Consider the following 20,973-nt stretch of genomic DNA (forward strand, 5'->3'; position numbering starts at 1 on the left):
ACGTGATTATTACAGGTGATGTAAAAATTAAAGTATCTTAAATACAAAGTCGTTAAGTTAGGATTAAAATGCGTATGATGAATAGATTCTTTTGTATAATAAATGCGTTTTAATGCTAATAAAAGTAGGTGTGTAAATAATGGAAACCATCACAGATATATTTAAAAAACCAACTTCAAATAATGAAATCCAATTAATAGGGATGAAAGAAGAGGAAATTGCATTTGATCATTCGAAGGTGAAGTTTGTCGGAGAGGGCAATACATTAATTGTTGAACGTGGCGCCAAATTTAAAAATACGAATATTCATTTTAATGGCAATCATTCAGTTGTCATTATTGGTAAATCCAATCGACGTGCGACATTTAATGTTTCAGTATGGAATAATAGTGCCTTCTTTATTGGGCGCAATTATTCTTTTAATGGGAGTGCTAGATTTATTCTTTCAGAGCAAAAGAATCTTTTCATTGGTCATGATAATATGTTTTCCACAGGTGTGGTTGTAAGGTTAGCAGATCCACATTTGATTTATGATGCAGCAACGAAAAAGCGCATCAATCCAACTAAAAGCGTTTATTTAGGTGATCATATTTGGATTGGACAAGATGTGATGATATTAAAAGGTGTTAATATTGGGTCTGGTTCTATTCTTGGAGCAAAATCACTTGTGACAAAATCATTACCATCCAATGTGTCAGCAGCGGGAAGTCCGGCTCGAATTGTGCGCAATGATGTGTTTTGGGCTCGCCCATCTGTACATGCGTATACAGAAAATGAAACGGAAGCCGCAGAGCAATTTGCCGATGATCGGTTCATTTATAGCGAAGATGGAAGTATAAAGGAACCTATGAAGGTTATTGAAAAGCAATTAATTGATGCTGCTAACTGTGATGAGAAAGTAAATATCTTATTGCCTTACTTAGAAAATACTCCTAAAAATCGCTTTTATACTCCTGTGAAATCGAAACAGAAAGAGCCATTACTTAAAGGGATATTTTCAAAAGGAGAATAATTACTTCACATAAGTTGGTAATTGGTATAATATAATTATAAAATAATTGATGATTGATTAATCAATCATTTCAAGAAGGTGTTCAAATGCCATTATCGGAAAAACAAATTCAAAATATGGAGCTCCGGAAAAAGAAGATTTTAGAAGCGGCTATGGGGTTATTTGCGACTGAAGGGTATGAGGGTACGACAATTAAGAAGGTTTCTGTTGCTGCCAATGTTAGTTTTGGTAGTGTGTTTACTTATTTTAAAGATAAGGAAGCATTGTTTTATACCGTTGTTGTTGAACCATTAGCGGAATTGAAGGAGCGCGTTTTATTTTTTGATGAGACGTCTGCTGATCCTTTATTGGAAACAAAACAGATGTTAAGAGAGCATTTTAGAGCATTTGCAGAAATGAACCGTTATTTGCAATTGGTTGTACAAGTTGTGGGACAGCATGAACGGTATGCTGATGTGTTTAAGGAATTAGATGAGTTCCATGATGTATTTCGTGTGAAGGTCGGACAATTGGTACAAAACGGGCAGCAAATAGGGGTGTTTAAAAAACAAGATCCGCTTATTGTTGCCACATTGTATACGAGTCTCTTAATAGGCGTTCGTTTAAATTCGACTGATAATCGCTATAGTGATGTGTGGGAACAATATGCTGTCACTGCACTAAATCTTTTTGCACCAACTGAAAAAGTAACAGATAAAGGACTTTCTTAGTTTAGGGAAGTCTTCTCATTCGTTTCAACAATGATTGATTAATCAATCATTAAAAAGAGGAGGAATATGTATGAAAAATCTGCACCCAGCCATCCGTATTAGATTACTGTTACAATTCATTTCATCTATTTCAACAATGGCGATTTTACCTTATATCATTATTTATTTTGCTGAGGAAGTTGGGAAGGCCGTGACAGGTGTTCTATTTCTATGTGTGATGTTGGCAAGTGTTTTGGGCTCCTTATTAGGTGGATTTACTTCAGACAGAGTAGGGAGAAGGAAGGTAATATTGCTTGCAGAACTGTTTGTATTTATAGGGTATATAGGTGCTGCAGTTGCCAATACATCCGTTGGTGCCTATCCTTACATCACTTTTCTATTTTTTATAATCATTCAATTTAGCACAGGTGTCGTCAATCCAGCCTATCAAGCATTAATCATTGATGTGAGTTCCCCTGAAGAAAGAAAAATCATTTACACTTATGCCTATTGGGTTCGAAATTTAGGGATTGCTATTGGTAGTATGGTCGGCGCTTTCTTCTTTTTTTCCCACCTTGTCTTATTACTCCTTAGTGCAGCTCTTGTGTCCTTCCTTTCTATTTTGATGACAAAGGTGTTTATTAAAGAAACCTATCAACCTAACGTGCAGCGGCAAAAAAGTAGTCAAACGATTCAAGTGTATAAAGAGTATTTAAATATATTAAATCATAAATTTTTTATCATATTTATTCTTGCTAGTATATTAATTGTAGCTGTGGAGGAACAATTAACGAATTATATTGGTATTCGTTTAAAAGAACAGCTCCCAAATCCAGTACAGATCATTACCGCCATTCCTATGGAAGTAGATGGTGTGAATCTACTAGGATTTTTGAAGGCAGAAAATACTTTACTTGTTGTTGCGCTTACGTTCGTTGTTATCACAGTCATAAAAAAGTGGAAGGAACGTGTGACATTTTTGGTTGGACTTTTGCTATTTTTCACCGGTTATACGGTACTTAGCTTTACAACCATTCCCATGCTGCTTATTGTTGCTATGTTTCTTGCATCTATTGGTGAGATGATGTATATCCCGATGCAGCAGGCCTTGCTCGCTAATAGTGTGCCTGATCATGCGAGAAGTACTTACATGTCGCTGTATGGTGTTGCCATTTTCTTAGGTGTCAGTGCTGCAGGTGTCGTTGTCATTGTAAGTGAATGGGTTCCGCCTCTTGTTATTACTGGTGCAATTGGTCTAATGGGCGGGGTGAGTTTTATTTTGTTTGCGCGGTTAGTAAGCATAGCAAAGGAACAAGAAGAAACAAATATAACTAACCTAAAATCAGTCTCTAGATAGTAGGTTAGGTTAAAAAGCAATATGTTTAAAAATCGACAAAAAAAGGGTGCCTACCTTCATCCAAACAATACTCGACCCGTTGCCTGTAGTTTTGCCATTCAATCATTTGTAATGCCTGGTCAATAGGGAAGTAGCCAACTGCTAAGCTTTCTGAGCTTGTGGTTAGTTCTCCGCCGGTAGGTTTGGCAAGGAATAAGGTGTTACAGATGGATTTTTCTACGTTTTGGAAGATGCCACAGAAGCGTAGGATCTCTACGTCGATTCCAGATTCTTCTTTTGTTTCGCGGATGGCTGCCTCTGTGATGGATTCACCTTCTTCTACTTGTCCACCAGGCATTTCCCAACCTCTTAGTGGCCCTTTGATGAGTAGGATTTCATTATGATCGTTTAAAACAATCGTTGCTGCTGAGACAATATGTTTAGGTGTAGCCATAAAATCTCCCCTTGTATTTTTTAGATAATTTATTCCATATTATCATGAATGGATGAGATTTTTTCTAAAAGTTAAATCTATTAAATATTTCAGCTTTACCTTACTAAAGAGTTTTCTTTTTCTGCAAAAAGGTCTACAATTTGATGTAAGTAATCATTGTGGAGGATTTAGGATGATAAAGCGAAGTTTAGTTGAAATTCAAGATATGTTAAATGGTTCAGGTCTGCAAGAAGAGTACGCTGATATCCGTGTTGACGGGGTTTCGATAGATACAAGAACATTACATAAGGGGAATTTATTTATTCCTATTATGAGAATTGATGATGGTCATAACTATGTAAATACGGCTTTCGATCGGGGGGCTACTGCAACCCTTTGGAAGAAGGGGCATAAGCATCCACCCGAAGGCGTACCTGTGATTTACGTTGATGATCCACTTCTAGCATTACAAGAATTGGCAACTGCTTATCGTGAGCAATTAAATATGAAGGTTGTCGGTGTAACGGGGAGTAATGGAAAAACAACAACGAAGGATATGGTTAAGTCCATCTTACAGACGACATATAAAGTCCATAAGACAAAAGGGAATTTAAACAGCCAAATCGGGTTGCCTCTTACCATTCTTGATGTCGAAGAAGAGACAGAGGTCCTTGTTCTAGAAATGGGTATGAGTGAAAAGGGACAAATTCATCGTCTGTCAACCATTGCTCAGCCTGATGTTGTAGTTATTACGATGGTTGGTTTGGCACATATTGCGACACTAGGTTCAGAGGAAAATATCGCTAATGCTAAACTGGAAATTATTGATGGTTTAAGAGATGGCGGCTTATTTATATACTATGGCGATGATGCTCACTTAAAGCAGGCGTTAGCCAATGTTGATTTACCCATGCGTGTTAAAACATTCGGTCATGAGGTAACGAATAATTACTACTATGAAAAAGTAAAAGAATATAAAAAATATCTTGAGTTTGATATCGCAGGAGAGCAGTTATTTAAAGATCTAAAAGTATCGATCATTGGTAAACATAATGTGAAAAATACGTTAGCAGCGGTAGCTGTCGCTCTTGAATTGGGAGTGACACCTGAAAACATTATCGCTGGATTGAAGAACTTAGATTTGACTGCCATGCGAATGGAAACAATTCAAACAAAAAAAGGATACACCATTATTAATGATGCTTGGAATGCGAGTCCTAACTCTGTACAAGCTGCGATTGAAACAGTACAGGAAATGGAGGGCTATCATCAGAAAATATTAGTACTAGGAGATATGCTAGAGCTAGGTGATAGTGCTGAAACTCTCCATAAACAAATGGCAAAGGCAATTGACCCGAATGAAATTGATTTTGTCGTCACATATGGAATATTAGCCTCTGCAATTGCTAAAGAAGCGAAACAAATGATGGGGGAAGACAAAGTGGTGTCTCCTTATACAAAATCGGAAATCGTCCAATTTATTAATAAAATCGTGAAGAAAGAAGCCCTCATTCTATTTAAGGGCTCCAGGGAGATGAAATTAGAAGAAGTAGTGAAAAACTTAATCTAAGTTTAAAAGCAGCTCACTTAAAATTTATGTGAGCTGCTTTTTTATTTTCCTATTTGGTATAATTCTCCTTTCAATAACAAATAGTAAGGTCAGAATATTGTGAAGGGAAGTGCACGCATGACAGAAGAAAAGATTAACCTTTCTTCTTCGGAGTTAGCGTCTTTATGGACATCTTATATGCAGAATACGATGTCCGTTCAGTTTTTAAGTTATTTGCGAGAAACCGTTGAGGATAAGATGATATCTCAACTAGTACAAACTGCTTGTCAGATTTCAGAAGACCATATAGCAAAATTGAAAAGTATCTTTCAACAAGAGAAAATACCCATTCCAAAAGGGTTTACTGCTGAGGATGTAAATATTCATGCCCCGAAAGTGTATACAGATATTTTTATGTTAACCTACATTCATCATATGGCTAAAGCTGGCATGCTTAGTTATAGTGGCTTTCTTGCCTTAAGTGCAAGAAAAGATATAAGGAAGCTTTTTAATAAGACACTTTTTGCGACAGCTGATTTATTTGAGCAAAGTTCAGAAATCCAAATCAATAAAGGTGTATTTGTACGATCGCCTGTTATTCCTTATCCAAAAGAAATTGATATGGTGGATGATAAAAGTTATTTCAAAGGATTAAATCCGTTTGCAGACAAAAGGGCGTTGAATGTTGTGGAAATCTCTCATCTTCATCTTAATTTTTTCAATAATGTTGTTGGGCTAAAATTAGCTACAAGCTTTGCCCAAATGTCACCAAGAAAAGAAGTACAAAAGATATGTATACAAGGCAAAGATATTTCAGAAAAACATGTGGAATTATTTGCTGTTACTTTGATTAACAATGGTCTCCAAGCACCAATTGATGGAGATGTTAGTATTACCAATTCAACTGCCGAAGTATTCTCGGATAAATTAATCCTTTTTCAATTAGGGATGTTAACAGCTGCCGGGAGTGGAAACTATGCGACGGGTGCTGCAGCAAGTCAAAGGCATGACCTGATCATCAATTATGAACGTTTAGCTATGGAAGTGGGTCAGTATGCAAAGGATATAGGGAATTTAATGGTGGAATTGGGTTATCTTGAACAACCACCTGGAACATTAGATAAAGAAACATTAGCCAAAAATAAAGAAAAACATTAGTAAGGTAAGCATCGTGAAGATGCTTACCTTTTTACTATCCGTGATTGGTAGAACGTCTACTTTACGCCATTGACCTAGCTCTATTTATTCTTAGGAGGCGATTAGATCTCTTGTAGATAGAGTAGTTTAATTTCACTAACCATCTTTGGATTAGATGAATCAAATGAGCAATAAATTCCAACGTCCATCCCTCCACACCGATATTACGTGACGAGCACGTAGCCCTATCTTTTCCTAAAGAATAAATGTTATACAGATGAAAAGTTGGTAATAAATGACGAATGTGACATGTTTAATAAAGGAGAGAAAGGGAATGGGTTAAGTAGAATCAATAATATCCCTAAAGGAGCTTGATTATACTTATGCGAAATTATACTAAGCAATATATTAATGGCGAATGGGTCACATCAACGGGATCTAAAACCATTGATGTCATTAATCCAGCAACGGAAGAAGTAATGGGAAAAATTAGTTCAGGAACAGAAGAAGATTTAGATAAAGCAGTGGCAGCGGCCAAAGCTGCATTTCCATCATTCTCTCAAACATCAGTAGAAGAAAGAATTGAGTTACTTGAGCGAATTTGTCAAGAATACGAAAAACGTAAAGACGATATTATAGAAGTGATTACAGAAGAACTTGGCTCTCCTGTTAAGCGAAGCAATAAAGTCCATTATCAAATGGGTTTACAACACTTTAAACAAGCGGTAGAGGAATTAAAAACGTTCAAATTTGAAGAAGAACGAGGAAACACATTAGTTCGCAAGGAAGCGATTGGTGTAGCAGGACTCATAACACCATGGAACTTCCCTACGAATCAAACCTCTACTAAACTGGCAAGTGCGTTTGCTGCTGGTAGTACCGTAGTGCTTAAACCAGCATCTAATACACCATTTGCAGCGATGATTTTAGCGGAAATCTTTGAAGCGGCAGGTTTGCCAAAAGGTGTCTTTAACCTAGTAACAGGTTCAGGTTCAACAATCGGTAATGGCATTAGTTCACATCCTGATATTGATTTCGTATCCTTTACAGGATCTGGTGAAGTCGGACAAAAAATTATGGAAAACGCAGCTTCAACTATCAAGAAAGTTTCTCTTGAGTTAGGTGGAAAATCACCACTTATCGTGTTAGATGATGCAGACATTAAAGGAGCGGCAAAAACAGCCGTTGCGCTCGTCGCAGGAAATACAGGTCAAGTTTGTACAGCGGCAACAAGAACACTCATTCCAAAAGGAATGCATGATGAATTCGTTGAGGCTGTAAAAGAAGTGATTGAAAACTTCCCAGTCGGTGATCCAACAAGTCAAGATGTTCAAGTGGGTCCTCTTGTCGATGCAGATCAATGGGAAAGGGTACAATCGTATATTAAAAAAGGATCAGAAGAAGGAGCAGAATTAATTGCCGGTGGTCCTGGAAAACCAGAAGGACTGGAGAAAGGTTATTATACGAAAATCACTGCTTTTACAAATGTGAAAAACGATATGACGATTGCCCAAGAAGAAATCTTTGGACCAGTAATGAGTATCCTCACATACGATAACTTGGATGAAGCAATCGAAATCGCTAATGATACCATTTATGGATTAGCTGGATACGTTTACGGTGGCGATCGTAACACATTACAAAAAGTGGCCAAAGGCATTCGCGCTGGACAAATCCAAGTCAATAATTCAAAAACTGATTTCTCAGCACCGTTTGGCGGCTTTAAACAATCAGGCATTGGACGTGAATGGGGAGACTTTGGTATCGAAGAATTTTTAGAACCTAAATCCATCATCGGCTACTATGCTTAAATCTAATAGGTTCCCTTGTACCGGGGACCTTTATTAATTTTTCTAAAGGTGTTGACAGAATGTAACACTAGATGTAAAGTGAACATGGCAATCCATATGAATCCTCGTTAGGTGAGGCTCCTGTATAGAGATATGCTACTGCCCAAAAATGTCCAAAGACGCCAATGGGTCAACAGGAACCATCGACATAAGGTGGTTTTTAATGTAGCTGGTATTTACCTATGCTGTACAGTGCTAAAGCTCTACGAATGGAGGGGTAATTACTGCTTGTACAATACGCGTACATGTTGTATTTTCTATGCATTTTATGCACCTCCACGGTTAGTTGGAGGTGCTTTTTCATTTTAAAAAAACAAGGAGGTGGTGCGGGATGGATAGTATTCCCAATCCGAGGTCGAGTAAACAGGAATTGATCAATAGGGAGAAAAGAGGAGGGTATTTGTTCTGCACCACTCATCTTATACAGAATAAATAGGCTCTTCTTCAGAAATGGAGGAGTCGAAATGAACCAATTATTAAAATTAAAACAAAAAAAAGATTACCAAAAACAAGTATTAAAATATATCACTGAACGCAACTTAAAAATGTTTCGTGAGACATTCCTTGAATTGCATCCGACGGACCAAGTAGAAGTGTTTAAAGAAATGGAACTGCCATTACAAAAACAATTGCTACTTTTTCTGACACCCGAAGAGTTCTCTGATATTTTTCAAGGGCTAGACTTAGAGGATCAATCTGAGGTTTTCACTCATATAGGCTTTCAATATGCTGTCGCGATGTTTAATTATATGTCCGCTGATGACGTTGCCGATTTCTTGCTTGAAATGGAAGTAGAAAATGCAGATGATATCCTTCAATCCATGGATCAAGAAGAAGCCAATAAAGTCATCGAGCTGATGACTTATGCACCGAGAACGGCCGGTGCCATTATGACGAAAGAATTCATTCGCATTTCAGTTGAGTCCACTGCCGCCCAAGTCATTGAAGAACTAAGAGAAACGGCAATGGCTGCTGAGACGATTTACTATTTATACGTCGTCGATATAGAGGAACGTCTTGCTGGGGTTGTTTCATTAAGAGATTTAATTATTGCACAGCCTGATCAAATCATTGATGATATTATGAGCACACAAGTGGTTTCTGTACCGGTCAATGAAGATCAAGAAAAAGTGGCACGTTTGATTAAAGAATATGATTTTCTAGCGGTTCCTGTCATTGGGAAAGAAGGAAAGCTTGTCGGTATTATTACAGTCGATGATGTTATCGATGTACTAGAAGAAGAGACAGATGATGATTTTGGAGAATTTGCTGCTTCTAAAGGGGCGACAGATTTAAACTTAACGGCTTTTAGTGCCGCAAAAAAGCGTGCACCTTGGATTGTTTTATTGATGTTTTTCGGTATGATTACCGCTAACATCATCGGTCGCTTTGAAGAAACATTACAGCAAATTGTCATCCTCGCTGCATTTATGCCATTGATTATGGGAACGGCAGGTAACACAGGGACACAATCATTAGCTGTTGCTGTCCGTGGATTAGCCACTGGATCAGTAGAGAAAAACGGTGTATGGCAAATAGTGAAAAGGGAATTGGGTACTGGTTTGATGCTCGGTGTCGTATGTATGATCGTATTAACAGGTATTATTGGTCTATTCTACCAAGGAAATTGGCTGCTTGCTTTTATCGTTGGTGCGTCACTATTTTTGGCATTAAGTATGGCCGCAGTGATTGGAGCAGTTGTTCCGCTCATTATCAACCGCTTAAAAATTGATCCAGCCATCGCATCCGGCCCTTTTATTACTACATTAAATGATATTCTTAGCCTACTGATTTATTTCTCTATTGCAACGACCATGATGGACAAAATTATATGAAAGAACCAACACTTCCATTTAAGAATGGAGGTGTTTTTTTATGGGGAAAATACAATACAAAGCAAGCGGAGAAAGATAACTTTGTATCATTCTTGGCGTGTGACAGTAAATTCGCAACGAGCCAGGATTTGTTGAGAGTACCGATTTTTGGAGCGTTTATTCCTTAAATGAGTCAAGATTTGCAGAATGTCCAAATTTCTGGAGCATTAACTCTTTAAACGAGTCAAATATAGATAAACTCCCTTATATTTGATACGTTTCCGGCAAGAACGAGTCAGGATTCTGAGATTGGTGAAGAAATTGAAGCGTTTGTCAGTTAAACGCGTCAAATATAGTAGTTGGTTCAAATGTTTGATTCGTTCCTTTCCAAAACGAGTCAAGATTTGCAGAAAGTCCAAAATTTTAGAGCGTTTACTCTTTAAACGAATCAAATATAGAGAAACCCCATTTTATTTGATACGTTTCCGGCAAGAACGAGTCAGGATTCTGAGAGCGGTGAAAAATTTGAAGCATTTGTCTGTTAAACGAGTCAAATATAGTAGTTGGTTCAAATGTTTGATTCGTTCCTTTCCAAAACGAGTCAAGATTTGCAGAAAGTCCAAAATTTTGGAGCGTTTACTCTTTAAACGAATCAAATATAGAGAAACCCCATTTTATTTGATACGTTTCCAGCAAGAACGAGTCAGGATTCTGAGAGCAGTGAAAAATTTGAAGCGTTTGTCAGTTAAACGAGTCAAAAATAGTAGTTGGTTCAAATGTTTGATTCGTTCCTTTCTAAAACGCGTCAAGATTTGCAGAAAGCCCAAATTTTTGGAGCGTTTACTTCTTAAGCGAGTCAAATAAGTAGTTGGTTCAAATGATTGCCGCGTTTCCAAGATCGCTCGCATATTCTAATTCGAGTTCACTAGAACAAACCAATATTTCCGGCTGAGTTCAATTTTACCACCGTAATGTCATCAGCTCGTTTATATATGCTATATCATCCTCCGAAAAAATAATATAAATTGTTATATAATATGAAGTTTCTTTTTTTGTGATCTATCCTGTTATCAGTTAAAATATAATTGAGAATGGGGAGTTGTGGACTGAAAAAGCTACCACTTGATTTCAGTTACAGTCCATTATATAATTTTCTCATAAACTATAACGTAATAGTTTGTGTTTTTTCTTAAAAAGTTTCAACCTATAAACATAGGTTTTAGATAAAACTGAAACGTAATACTTAATATAGAAAGGGGGTTACTTCATTGGGAAGGCGTTATTGCGAATTGGTCAGGTGGCGAAATTGAGCGGTTTAACATCACGGACGATTGATTATTACACAAAAAAGAATTTATTGAGTGTCGAACGTTCCTCTTCAAACTACCGTCTTTATCCTGAGGATGTCCTGAATACGTTAGAAAGGATTAAAGCTTTGAAGAAAGAGAGATTATCAATTCTAGAGATTCAGAGAGTACTTCATACACAGGATAACCAAGGAGTAGACCCCATGGTAATAGAGGTCCAAGAGGAAATCAATCGTTTAAAAGGGAAGCTTGAAATCGTAGAACAACGATATCAACAATGTTCCGAAATCGAAAAAAAGCGTGTGTTTCGCTTACTTGAAAAAGAATTATCAGATTGTTTCAAACGATTGAATGAGTGTTAACTATTTTGGAGGTGAATCCCTCAGTTAAGAGGGAAATAATTGGACATAATAACCATTACGAATTTAATAATGCTTGTAATTTTACTTGCTCTGACGGCGTTTTTCGTTGCGTCTGAGTTCGCAGTAGTCAAACTCCGTATGTCGAGAATTGACCAGTTAATTGCTGAAGGAAATAAAAAAGCGGTTCTTGCTAAGAAAGTAGCAGCGGACCTGGATTATTATTTATCAGCTTGTCAACTTGGTATTACGGTAACAGCCCTTGGTTTAGGTGCATTAGGTAAACCGGCTGTAAGTGCTGTGTTGTATCCTGTTTTTAGTTGGTTAAACATTTCCGCTACTATTGCTGATGTTGCTTCTTATGCAATTGCTTTTGCATTAGTAACTTATTTACACGTGGTAGTCGGAGAGATGGCACCGAAAACTTTAGCTATTCAATTTTCGGAAAAAGTGACGTTAATGCTTGCTCCTTCACTTTACTGGTTCGGTAAGATTATGTCGCCGTTTATTTTTGCTTTAAATGGTGCTTCTCGTCTTTTATTGCGTATGTTTGGTGTCGCGCCAGCTCCGCAAGAAAAGGCATACACTGAGGAAGAATTAAAAATCGTTATGGCACAAAGTTTCCAAGGTGGAGAAATTGATCAAACAGAACTGAAGTATTTAGAGAACGTCTTTTCTTTTGATGAAAGAGTAGCAAAAGATATCATGGTTCCAAGAACAGATCTTGTGACAATTGATAAGGATATGACTCCAGATGAACTGATCGCCATTTTAGATGAACATAATTATACGCGTTATCCCGTTGTCGAAAATGGGGATAAAGACCGTATTATTGGTGTTGTCAATGCGAAGAAAATGCTCAGTCACATTGTGAGTGGCAGGGAAGTAAAGTTAGAGCAATATATGCGTGATGTTCCATTTGTTGTAGAAGTAACAAGTATACAAGATGCGCTGTTGAAAATGCAGCAAGAACAAGTCCATATGACTGTTGTTATGGATGAGTACGGCGGAACTTCTGGTGTTTTAACGATGGAGGATGTACTTGAAGAGCTAGTTGGCGAAATTCGCGATGAATTTGATGAGGATGAAGTAGCGGATATCCGTCCAGCGGGTGAACAAAAGTATATCATCAATGGACGTGTGTTATTGACTGATTTGGAAGACCGGTTTGGCCTAACATTTGAAGATAGTGAAGATATCGACACAATTGCTGGTTGGATACAATATAAAAACCTTGAAGTAGTAGAGCAGGGTGACGAGGTTCATCACGATAATCATGTGTGGGAAGTGGCTGAAATGGATAATTATCAAATTAAACAAGTCATGTTCCATCAATATTTAGAAGATCAAATAGCAGAGGAAACCCCTCAATCATCGTAATCATCTTGGAGGTGAATCCCTCAGGAAGAGGGAAATAATTGGACAGTATAATCATATTAAACTTGTTTTTAGTTGCATTATTTATTTTGTTTACGGCATTTTTCGTAGGTGCCGAGTTTGCTATATTGAAAGTGCGTATGTCTAGACTCGATCAATTGATCGCAGAAGGAAATAAAAAAGCAGTACTTGCTAAAAAAGTAGCTCATAATCTTGACTATTATTTATCTGCCTGCCAGCTAGGTATTACCATTACAGCGCTTGTTTTAGGTGCTTTAGGTGAACCAACTGTACAGAAGATTTTAGAACCTTTGTTTATTGAATTTGAAGTATCAGCCGCTGTAGCGACAATACTTTCTTATATTATCTCACTGACTATTGTCTCGTTCTTACATGTCGTTATTGGTGAACTTGCACCAAAAACATTAGCGATTCAATATGCAGAAAAAATGACACTTCTACTGGCGCCAGCTTTATATTGGTTTGGTCGCATTATGAAGCCAGTTATTAGTTTATTAAATGGTTCCGCAACGTTTATTTTAAGACGATTCGGTGTTGAGCCAGCTGGTCATGATACTGTGCACTCGGAAGAAGAGTTGAAGTTGATTGTCACACAAAGTTATGAAGGTGGAGAAATCAACCAAACAGAACTTGCTTATTTGGAGAACATCTTTGCCTTTGATGGTCGTCAATTAAAAGATATTATGATTCCGAAAGAAGAAATGATTACACTGCAGAAGAATCAGTCATTGGACAGCATGTTAAAGGTCATCGATGAACATGAATATACAAGATACCCTGTTACATCTAAGACGAAGGAATATATCGGCTTCATTAATACGAAGGAAATGTTAACGAGTTTAGCTGCAGGACGTAAGGAAGATTTTAAAGAATTTATGCATGAGATTCCAAGCTATAAAGAAACTATCTCCATTAAAGAGGTTTTCTTGAAAATGCAGCAAACACGTACACATATGGCCCTTGTAACAAATAATCAAGGCAAAACCGTCGGGTTAGTAACAATGGAGGATATCCTTTCTGAAATTGTTGGTGAAATTAAAGATGAATCGGATGGCAATGAAGTGTACGCCTAACAGAAAAGATTGACAGTGATCACAAGCTTATATAAACTGAGAAAAGTAAATGAATAGACTGGAAGATATCCAGAAGAGGTTCATAGCTTTAAACCCTCTATAAAAAACTATGGATGCATGAAAAAAACCATGTCCATATTCGGGCGTGGTTTTTTGTTTCTTAGTTGACAGATGGTTTTAGCTCCCTGAACGAAATTGATTCAAGGAGGCTTTTTTTATGTCAGGAAGAAAAGAAGAACAAGGATTAACGGATTTAACTTTATTAGGTAATCAACAGACCCAATACCCATCAGATTACGCACCAGAAGTACTTGAGGCTGTGGACAGCTTACATAGCGGCAGAGATTATTTTGTCAAATTTAATTGTCCAGAATTCACAAGTCTTTGCCCCATCACAGGCCAACCGGATTTTGCTACGATGTATATCTCTTACATCCCTGATGAAAAAATTGTAGAAAGTAAATCATTGAAACTGTATCTCTTTAGCTTTAGAAATCATGGCGATTTTCACGAGGACTGTGTCAATATTATTATGAATGACCTCATTGATTTATTGAACCCCCGATATATTGAAGTTTGGGGGAAATTTACGCCTCGTGGTGGTATTAGCATTGATCCATGGTGCAATTATGGCCGACCGGAAACGAAATACGAAAAGATGGCAGAGCATCGATTAATGAACCATGACCTCTATCCAGAAAAAGTGGATAATCGATGATTTTATATTTAAACGGCATCTATGTGGGCTTGCTTATATTAGCTAATATAGTTGCTGTGAAATTATTCAGCCTTGGCGATTTAGCGATTCTTCCAGCAGCAGTGGTCGTTTTTATTTTTACGTACCCAATCATTGATATTATCGTCGAATTATATGGGAAAGAAGCTGGTAAACAAACGGTGAAAGCTGGTCTTATCACACAAATATTGGCGATTATCTTTATTATGATCACCATCCAATTACCTGCTGCTCCCGTATTCGGCGAACAGGCATCATTTCAAGCGATTTTAGGTGGTAGCTTTCGTGTAATAGTTGCGAGTCTTGTGTCTTATTTTATTAGCCAGCATATTGTTGTGTATGTTTTTCATAAACTAAAAATGCGTCATGGTAAGAAGAAGTTATGGTTCAGAAATAATATGTCTGTAATGATTAGTCAAATCGTCGACACATCGATATTTATTACGATCGCCTTTTACGGAACGATTCCAACTACCGCATTATTGGGATTGATTCTCTCGCAATATTTATTTAAATTTATTGCCTCAATTTGCATCACACCGCTTGTTTATTTAGTTGTGCATATGATTCGTAAGCGTGAATTCATCATGGAAAAAGTGTAATTCGATGAAAAATTAGAGTCTTGCTTCCTTTTAATTGAAGCAAGGCTTTTTTTATACGGTTCTATTGGTTTTTTCCCCCACTTACATAACTGTTCTAAAATAGGTACAGACTTAGGTGGTCATCGATTTGTTCAAAGAAAAGTTTAGACCAAAAGGCGATAATTATGTAGATATCACTTCTTATCTTTCAGCAATCGTACCCAATAGTTTAAGAGCTAGGTATTTTCGCGTTTGCACCACCTTCTCTCAATTAAAATAATATGATGAAGAGGAGGGGAAGCCCTATGGAACGAGGAAATTACGGAAAAGAAACAAAATGTGAGGAGATTGTATTTAGCTTTCCGAAACAAAAGCAGAATAGACAGCCAGGGATGGAATACGAAATGGTACCAAGACCCATATATGATAATCCGCAATATAGAGGTACCGGCAAGCTAAAGGATAGAGTAGTAATTGTAACTGGGGGCGATAGTGGGATAGGGAGAGCCGCTGCGGTCGCTTTTGCGAAAGAAGGAGCGAATTTAGTAATTGCCTATTATGATGAACATCGCGACGCAGAAGAGACGAAACAGGCAATCGCTTATTATGGCGGGAAATGTCTTCTTATTCCAGGTGATCAAAGGGAGGAAGCGCATTGTAAACGAATTGTAGAAGAGACCATCCAAACCTTTGGCAGATGTGATGTGCTTGTGAATAATATCGCTGTACAGTTTTTGCAAGGTGAATTTACAAATATTAGTTCAGATCAGTGGAACATAACCTTTGACGTGAATATTCGGTCGTATTATTATATGACAAAAGCAGCCATGCCTCACTTGAAAGATGGGGCCAGCATTATTAACACAACCTCAATTAATGCCTATATCGGTAGAAAAGATCTCATTGATTATTCGGCAACAAAGGGCGCAATTGTTAGTTTCACACGAGCGTTAGCTAATAATGTTGTAGACAAAGGCATTCGTGTCAATGCCGTTGCACCGGGGCCAATTTGGACGGCACTCCAACCTGCAAGCCAATCCCCGGAACAAATCCAAACATTCGGTCTCGATGTCCCAATGAAAAGAGCAGGGCAACCGTATGAATTAGCACCCGTTTATGTCCTTTTAGCATCTGATGACGGCTCTTACATCACAGGTCAAACCATCCACGTTAACGGGGGAGATTTTGTTGGCTCCTAATAAAAAAGCCGAGCGACTTTAACTAAAAGTGTTAATGTCCCCTTTAAGTAGACATTCAAAAAAACCTTCATGTTACCATGAAGGAAAGAATGCTACCTTGGAGGGGATTTTTCTATGGCAAAGAAAGGACAAACTTTTAATAGTTATTCGGAAGAGTTTAAACATAATGCCGTCATGAAATATGTGAATGGGTCTAAAAGTTATAAAGCATTGGCAGAGGAACTGGGAATCCGTCACTGCAGCCAGCTTAAAGTGTGGGTTAAGAAATGGAAAGAAGGAGCCCCGTTTGATGAGCGTAAAGGAGTTTCTAATCCTTTAAAAGGCAGGCCTAGGACTAAATTTAAGTCGGTTGAAGAGGAAAGGGATTATTTGAAAGCACAAGTTGAATTTCTAAAAAAGCAGTATCCAAATCTGGTAAAGGAGGAGAAAACCCCAGACGAATGAAATATGAATTGGTGGATGAGTTAAGGGTTACCTATCCGGTCTCCTGGCTGTTGGAGATTGCCTATATCAAACCGGCTAGCTACTACAAATGGAGAAAAAACAATCATAAACGCGAAGCAAAAGTTAGGGATGAACAAAAGATTCGAGAGCACATTTTGGGCATACATTTTATGCATCCCGAATATGGACGACCCCGTATTACAGACGAATTAAATGAAAACGGGTATTTAATTAATCACAAAAAGGTCTACCGATTGATGACGGCAATGAACATACAATCAGTCATCCGAAAAAAGAGAAAACGACATGGTCATAGTCCTTCTAACCTCTTTCCTAACCGTCTGAAAAGGAAGTTCAAGGCGGTAGGACCTAATCAAAAAATGGTAACGGATATCACATTTGTGTCTGTTGGCGAAGAATATTATTATTTATCGGTCATACAGGATCTCTTTAATAACGAAATAGTAAGTTGGGAGCTAGCCCAAAGAAATGATTTGGAACTTGTGTTAAAAACGGTAGAGAAATGGACAAAGAAAAAAGACGTGGCTGGAGCCGTTCTCCATTCGGATCAAGGCTTCCAGTACACGTCAAAAATATACGGCAACCGATTAAAGGATTATGGCATCAAAGGCAGCCACTCTCGCAAAGGAAACTGCCTGGACAATGCCTGTATAGAATCATTCTTTTCACACCTCAAAACCGAGAAGCTGTATATAAGTAAGTGTAAGGGAGAAGAAGAACTAGAGCAAGCTCTTGAGGATTACATTTACCATTACAATTACAAACGAAGACAAAAGAAACTAAAGAAACGCGCGCCGATTGAATATCGACACGCGCTCACTGCTTAGCTTTTTATGTTGTCTACTTGACAGGGGCAAGACCAAAGTGCTCGGCTTTTTTTAAGAGCTTTTCTGTCCAGATAGCTTCCCATTCAAAAATTCAATCGTTTCAGCAACAGTCTGTTTATACGCAACAGCCTTGTGAAGCTGATAAATCGCACGATCTTCAGCTGCAACTATTTCTTCAAAAGAAATTGTCCCAAGCAAATTCTTAAAAGGGTGGTCTTTTTTAAGAAGCTTGATCTCTTTACTTATATCTTCCGCATTAACTTCATTGATGATATAAAAAGGGAACTGCAGCTGTTTTTCATTCATGATCTCGTGAAGTTTTACACGTTGCCCCTCGTTCCACTCACCATCGAGTATTTCTGTTGTCACTTCTACGTTATCGAGGTCTCCGACAGGAAAGGCAAATTGGGTATCGTATGTTTCTTGACTTGAATTCTTATCCGTATAGCAGGAGACTGCATAGTAGGTAATTTTAGCTTTTTTCAACTTTTTTAAGTTAAACATGCCCTCATTCATTCAAAAACTCCTTTATGTAAGTATCTGATATAAGAATAGCATACATAATTGTAAAATTTCACCACGATTTTTCTATGAAAAAGAAGGGGAATCAATATGTGTGAAGTATCATTACTATAATGAAAACGCATGCAAAAAAATTCATTGCTTTAAATCAACAAAGCGTGTTATTATCGAAATATTAAAAATTTTATAAGTGGGGAGTTAGGTCATGAGAAAATTATTAGCAGGTTTGATTGGTAGTTCAATGCTGCTTCTTAGTGCATGTGGTTCTTCAGGTGCTGATGAGGCAAGTGGCGGTGGGGACAATGAAAAAGAGCAAAAGGTTGTTAAAATTGGTATTACACAAATTGTTGAGCACCCTTCATTAGATGCTGCAAGAGAAGGTTTTATGGCTGCTTTAAAAGATGCAGGCTATGAGGAAGGAAAGAATTTAGAGTTAGATTATCAGAATGCTCAAGGGGACGCTAATAATAATATGTCTATTGCTCAAAACTTGGTTACTGCTGACAATGACCTAATTCTTGCAATAGCAACAGCAAGTGCTCAATCTGTTGTTCAATCAACCAAGGATATACCTGTTCTTTTTACAGCCATTACCGATCCGATTAGCGCAGATCTTGTAAAAGACTTGGACAAGCCGGGTGCAAATGTAACTGGTACTTCTGATACCCATCCAGATGCGATTAAAAATACGATTGCTTCTATTAAAAAGTTTGTCCCTGAAGCAAAGACGGTCGGAATCATTTATAACGACGGGGAAGCTAACTCAATTGTTAATGTAGAAAATGCGAAGAAGGCATTAGAAGAGAATGGACTTGAATATGCGTTGACGGCAATTTCAACTAGCTCAGAAGTGAAGCAAGCAGCAGAATCACTTGTTGATCGCTCCGATGTCTTTTATATTCCAAAGGACAATACCGTCGTTTCAGCTTTAGAATCAGTGATCACAGTGGCTAATAAAGAAAAAATCCCTACATTTGTTGGTGAAAGTGATTCGGTTGAAAGAGGCACGTTCTCTTCCTATGGCTTTGAATACCATGACCTCGGTTATAAAACAGGTGAAATGGCTATAGAAATATTAAATGGCAAAAAGCCAAGTGACATCCCAGTTGGTTTCCCTGATAATCTAGAATTAATCGTTAACAAGGATGCAGCTGAGAAACAAGGTGTTGAATTAACAGATAAACTATTAGAAGGGGCAAAGGTCATAGGTGAATAATTATATTCGGGTTAAGAGAGGTGTAGTAATTAACTACATCTCTTTTTGTATGGAAAAAATGTCGATTCTTGTCAACTATTTATCTTGTGTTTAATTACTTTGTCCTAGGTTAGCATTTTTTGTATCTATGTCGTTTGAAATGGGACGATACTATATTGATAAAATGACTATAAGGTATAAAAAGGAAATAAATATAAAATTTTACCTAATAAACAATTGTTATTTAACTTTTTATTATACTTTTAAAGAAAATAAATCACATGGAGTGAAAAATTACTCTCGATACCCCGAGGGGAATTTTTCAGAGAAATTTCCAACACTTATATGAGTATATTTTAGGTTGAAACCCACTTTGCTTACAAATTGAGTCTAAAAGACTATAAAAATATATATTCCTCAATTATTTGCAATAAAGTAATTAGAATTGTTTCTCTGCTCCTGTACTGACATCCTTCCAAAATCACATAAAAAATCTCGAATTTGAGAGAAAACTAGTACGAAAATCACAGACAAATTTCGACATGGACAAAAGTGGATTTGACGGAAATTTCTACTCATGTTAGTAAATATATAGCAGAAAAAAAGAAAAAACTTCAAATTATCAGGTTTAAAATTTTTTAAACGAGGTAAAAAGTAGTAAATTATTTACCAAATTTTACTTAAATATAGAAAAATATGAATGATGTGGGAGAGAAGAAGCAGAATGTTGGAATCGAAGAGAAGAGCCATAATCTTTATATCTATTTCATTATTATTAGCAGTGGCAGCTGGTTTTTTCGTCCTTCAAAAAGTGAGCGAACTTAATGCTGATCTTGGTGGGATGACGGAAGTTTATGTAGCAGCAGATGATATTCCTTCTAGAACAGTTATTAAACCAGAACAAGTGAAAGCCATTGAAATACCTAATAGGTATGTAAATGAATCGTATGTATTAAATGTTGAAGATCTAATTAACAAAGTTTTAGTCGTACCATTAAAGGAAGATGAAGTGATTACACAACCAATGATTAAACCTGTATCAACAGCTACTGATGAGAATAGTCGTCTCGTGATGATAACGCAGACTGAAAATGTAAGCTTTGATACACAGTTAGAGGCACTTGATCGAGTGGACATTATTGTTTCACACAAGTTTGACGGTAATCCAGTTACTGAAAGCTTTAAGAAGGATGTAAAGGTTGCTCGTATCTTACAAAGTGATAAAAAGTTTTCAGGAATTGTCGTGGAAGTCCCTTTTGAAGCTGCGCCAGAAATTATACATATGCAAAATTACGCTGATAGTATGAGAGTACTAAAGGCAAATGTTGGTTTAGAAGAGGAAGTGCAAGAAGTCGATGGTGAGGCAAAAGAAGCGGCTTCTGTAGAGAAAGAGGAGAAGGTAGACGAAGCTCCTGCTAATGAAGAGAAGAAAGAAGAACCTAAAGAAAAAGAAGAGAAGAAAGAAGAAAAGTCAGATAAAAAAGACTGATT

Annotated in this window: 19 protein-coding genes and 2 riboswitches; of the genes, 17 read left to right on the top strand and 2 right to left on the bottom strand. The window is 37.3% G+C overall.

From position 1 onward, the window contains the following. Nucleotides 1-139 precede the first annotated feature (139 nt). The 3 genes from MHI57_RS18295 (at nucleotide 140) to MHI57_RS18305 (ending at nucleotide 3,058) form a co-directional block, all read left to right on the top strand. Entirely contained in the window at nucleotides 140-1,012 is an 873-nt protein-coding gene (locus MHI57_RS18295; protein WP_095370772.1) for an acyltransferase, read from the top strand. 86 nt (nucleotides 1,013-1,098) lie between these two features. Next, nucleotides 1,099-1,722, top strand: coding sequence for a TetR/AcrR family transcriptional regulator (locus MHI57_RS18300; protein WP_340977645.1), 624 nt, complete (start codon nucleotides 1,099-1,101; stop codon nucleotides 1,720-1,722). Nucleotides 1,723-1,792: 70 nt separating this feature from the next. Next, nucleotides 1,793-3,058, top strand: coding sequence for an MFS transporter (locus MHI57_RS18305; RefSeq protein WP_340977647.1), 1,266 nt, complete (start codon nucleotides 1,793-1,795; stop codon nucleotides 3,056-3,058). Between the two features lie 25 nt (nucleotides 3,059-3,083). Here the strand turns inward: MHI57_RS18305 and MHI57_RS18310 are convergent, their stop codons facing one another. Beyond that, nucleotides 3,084-3,491, bottom strand: coding sequence for an NUDIX hydrolase (locus MHI57_RS18310; protein WP_095370770.1), 408 nt, complete (start codon nucleotides 3,489-3,491; stop codon nucleotides 3,084-3,086). Between the two features lie 172 nt (nucleotides 3,492-3,663). Here MHI57_RS18310 and MHI57_RS18315 point away from each other — a divergent pair, with 172 nt between their 5' ends. The 12 genes from MHI57_RS18315 (at nucleotide 3,664) to MHI57_RS18365 (ending at nucleotide 17,765) form a co-directional block, all read left to right on the top strand. Continuing rightward, nucleotides 3,664-5,040: a UDP-N-acetylmuramoyl-tripeptide--D-alanyl-D-alanine ligase gene (locus tag MHI57_RS18315; RefSeq protein ID WP_340977648.1), complete on the top strand. Its 1,377-nt coding sequence runs from the start codon at nucleotides 3,664-3,666 to the stop codon at nucleotides 5,038-5,040. 117 nt (nucleotides 5,041-5,157) lie between these two features. Next, nucleotides 5,158-6,177, top strand: a complete 1,020-nt coding sequence (locus tag MHI57_RS18320) for a DUF3231 family protein (protein ID WP_340977649.1) — start codon at nucleotides 5,158-5,160, stop codon at nucleotides 6,175-6,177. Nucleotides 6,178-6,539: 362 nt separating this feature from the next. Next, nucleotides 6,540-7,967, top strand: a complete 1,428-nt coding sequence (locus MHI57_RS18325) for an aldehyde dehydrogenase family protein (RefSeq protein WP_322910505.1) — start codon at nucleotides 6,540-6,542, stop codon at nucleotides 7,965-7,967. Nucleotides 7,968-8,063: 96 nt separating this feature from the next. Further along, a riboswitch (M-box (ykoK) riboswitch) is annotated at nucleotides 8,064-8,228 on the top strand. A 242-nt stretch (nucleotides 8,229-8,470) separates the two neighbouring features. Continuing rightward, the gene (gene mgtE / locus MHI57_RS18330) at nucleotides 8,471-9,841 is read left to right on the top strand and encodes a magnesium transporter (protein ID WP_095370766.1); all 1,371 of its coding nucleotides are present in this window, start codon (nucleotides 8,471-8,473) and stop codon (nucleotides 9,839-9,841) included. A 1,261-nt stretch (nucleotides 9,842-11,102) separates the two neighbouring features. Continuing rightward, a complete protein-coding gene (locus MHI57_RS18335) occupies nucleotides 11,103-11,489 on the top strand; it encodes a MerR family transcriptional regulator (RefSeq protein WP_095370765.1) in 387 nt (128 codons plus the stop codon). Between the two features lie 39 nt (nucleotides 11,490-11,528). Further along, the gene (locus MHI57_RS18340; protein WP_224939152.1) at nucleotides 11,529-12,866 is read left to right on the top strand and encodes a hemolysin family protein; all 1,338 of its coding nucleotides are present in this window, start codon (nucleotides 11,529-11,531) and stop codon (nucleotides 12,864-12,866) included. A 38-nt stretch (nucleotides 12,867-12,904) separates the two neighbouring features. Continuing rightward, a complete protein-coding gene (locus tag MHI57_RS18345; RefSeq protein ID WP_095370763.1) occupies nucleotides 12,905-13,957 on the top strand; it encodes a hemolysin family protein in 1,053 nt (350 codons plus the stop codon). Nucleotides 13,958-14,026: 69 nt separating this feature from the next. Continuing rightward, nucleotides 14,027-14,074: riboswitch (PreQ1 riboswitch) on the top strand. Nucleotides 14,075-14,174: 100 nt separating this feature from the next. Beyond that, on the top strand, nucleotides 14,175-14,675 hold the full coding sequence (gene queF / locus MHI57_RS18350) for a preQ(1) synthase (protein ID WP_095370762.1): 501 nt from the start codon (nucleotides 14,175-14,177) through the stop codon (nucleotides 14,673-14,675). After that, complete coding sequence (locus MHI57_RS18355; RefSeq protein WP_095370761.1) at nucleotides 14,672-15,295, top strand: queuosine precursor transporter; 624 nt, start codon at nucleotides 14,672-14,674, stop codon at nucleotides 15,293-15,295. Before queF ends, MHI57_RS18355 begins: the two co-directional genes overlap by 4 nt. Nucleotides 15,296-15,579: 284 nt before the next feature. Continuing rightward, entirely contained in the window at nucleotides 15,580-16,473 is an 894-nt protein-coding gene (locus MHI57_RS18360; RefSeq protein WP_340977657.1) for an SDR family oxidoreductase, read from the top strand. 114 nt (nucleotides 16,474-16,587) lie between these two features. Continuing rightward, nucleotides 16,588-16,917: a transposase gene (locus MHI57_RS25085; protein ID WP_251161713.1), complete on the top strand. Its 330-nt coding sequence runs from the start codon at nucleotides 16,588-16,590 to the stop codon at nucleotides 16,915-16,917. After that, a complete protein-coding gene (locus tag MHI57_RS18365; RefSeq protein WP_328200406.1) occupies nucleotides 16,914-17,765 on the top strand; it encodes an IS3 family transposase in 852 nt (283 codons plus the stop codon). The genes MHI57_RS25085 and MHI57_RS18365 overlap by 4 nt, the downstream gene beginning before the upstream one ends. Before the next feature lie 51 nt (nucleotides 17,766-17,816). Here MHI57_RS18365 and MHI57_RS18370 read toward each other — a convergent pair whose 3' ends face one another. Further along, entirely contained in the window at nucleotides 17,817-18,281 is a 465-nt protein-coding gene (locus MHI57_RS18370; RefSeq protein WP_340977659.1) for a hypothetical protein, read from the bottom strand. 211 nt (nucleotides 18,282-18,492) lie between these two features. Here MHI57_RS18370 and MHI57_RS18375 point away from each other — a divergent pair, with 211 nt between their 5' ends. Both MHI57_RS18375 and cpaB read left to right on the top strand, forming a co-directional pair. Continuing rightward, nucleotides 18,493-19,503, top strand: coding sequence for an ABC transporter substrate-binding protein (locus tag MHI57_RS18375; protein ID WP_322910503.1), 1,011 nt, complete (start codon nucleotides 18,493-18,495; stop codon nucleotides 19,501-19,503). 703 nt (nucleotides 19,504-20,206) lie between these two features. Beyond that, nucleotides 20,207-20,971, top strand: a complete 765-nt coding sequence (cpaB, locus tag MHI57_RS18380; protein WP_322910502.1) for a Flp pilus assembly protein CpaB — start codon at nucleotides 20,207-20,209, stop codon at nucleotides 20,969-20,971. Nucleotides 20,972-20,973: the final 2 nt, after the last annotated feature.

Origin of the sequence: Cytobacillus sp. FSL K6-0129 (genome assembly GCF_038007625.1) — a bacterium.
Classification (GTDB): domain Bacteria; phylum Bacillota; class Bacilli; order Bacillales; family Cytobacillaceae; genus Cytobacillus; species Cytobacillus kochii.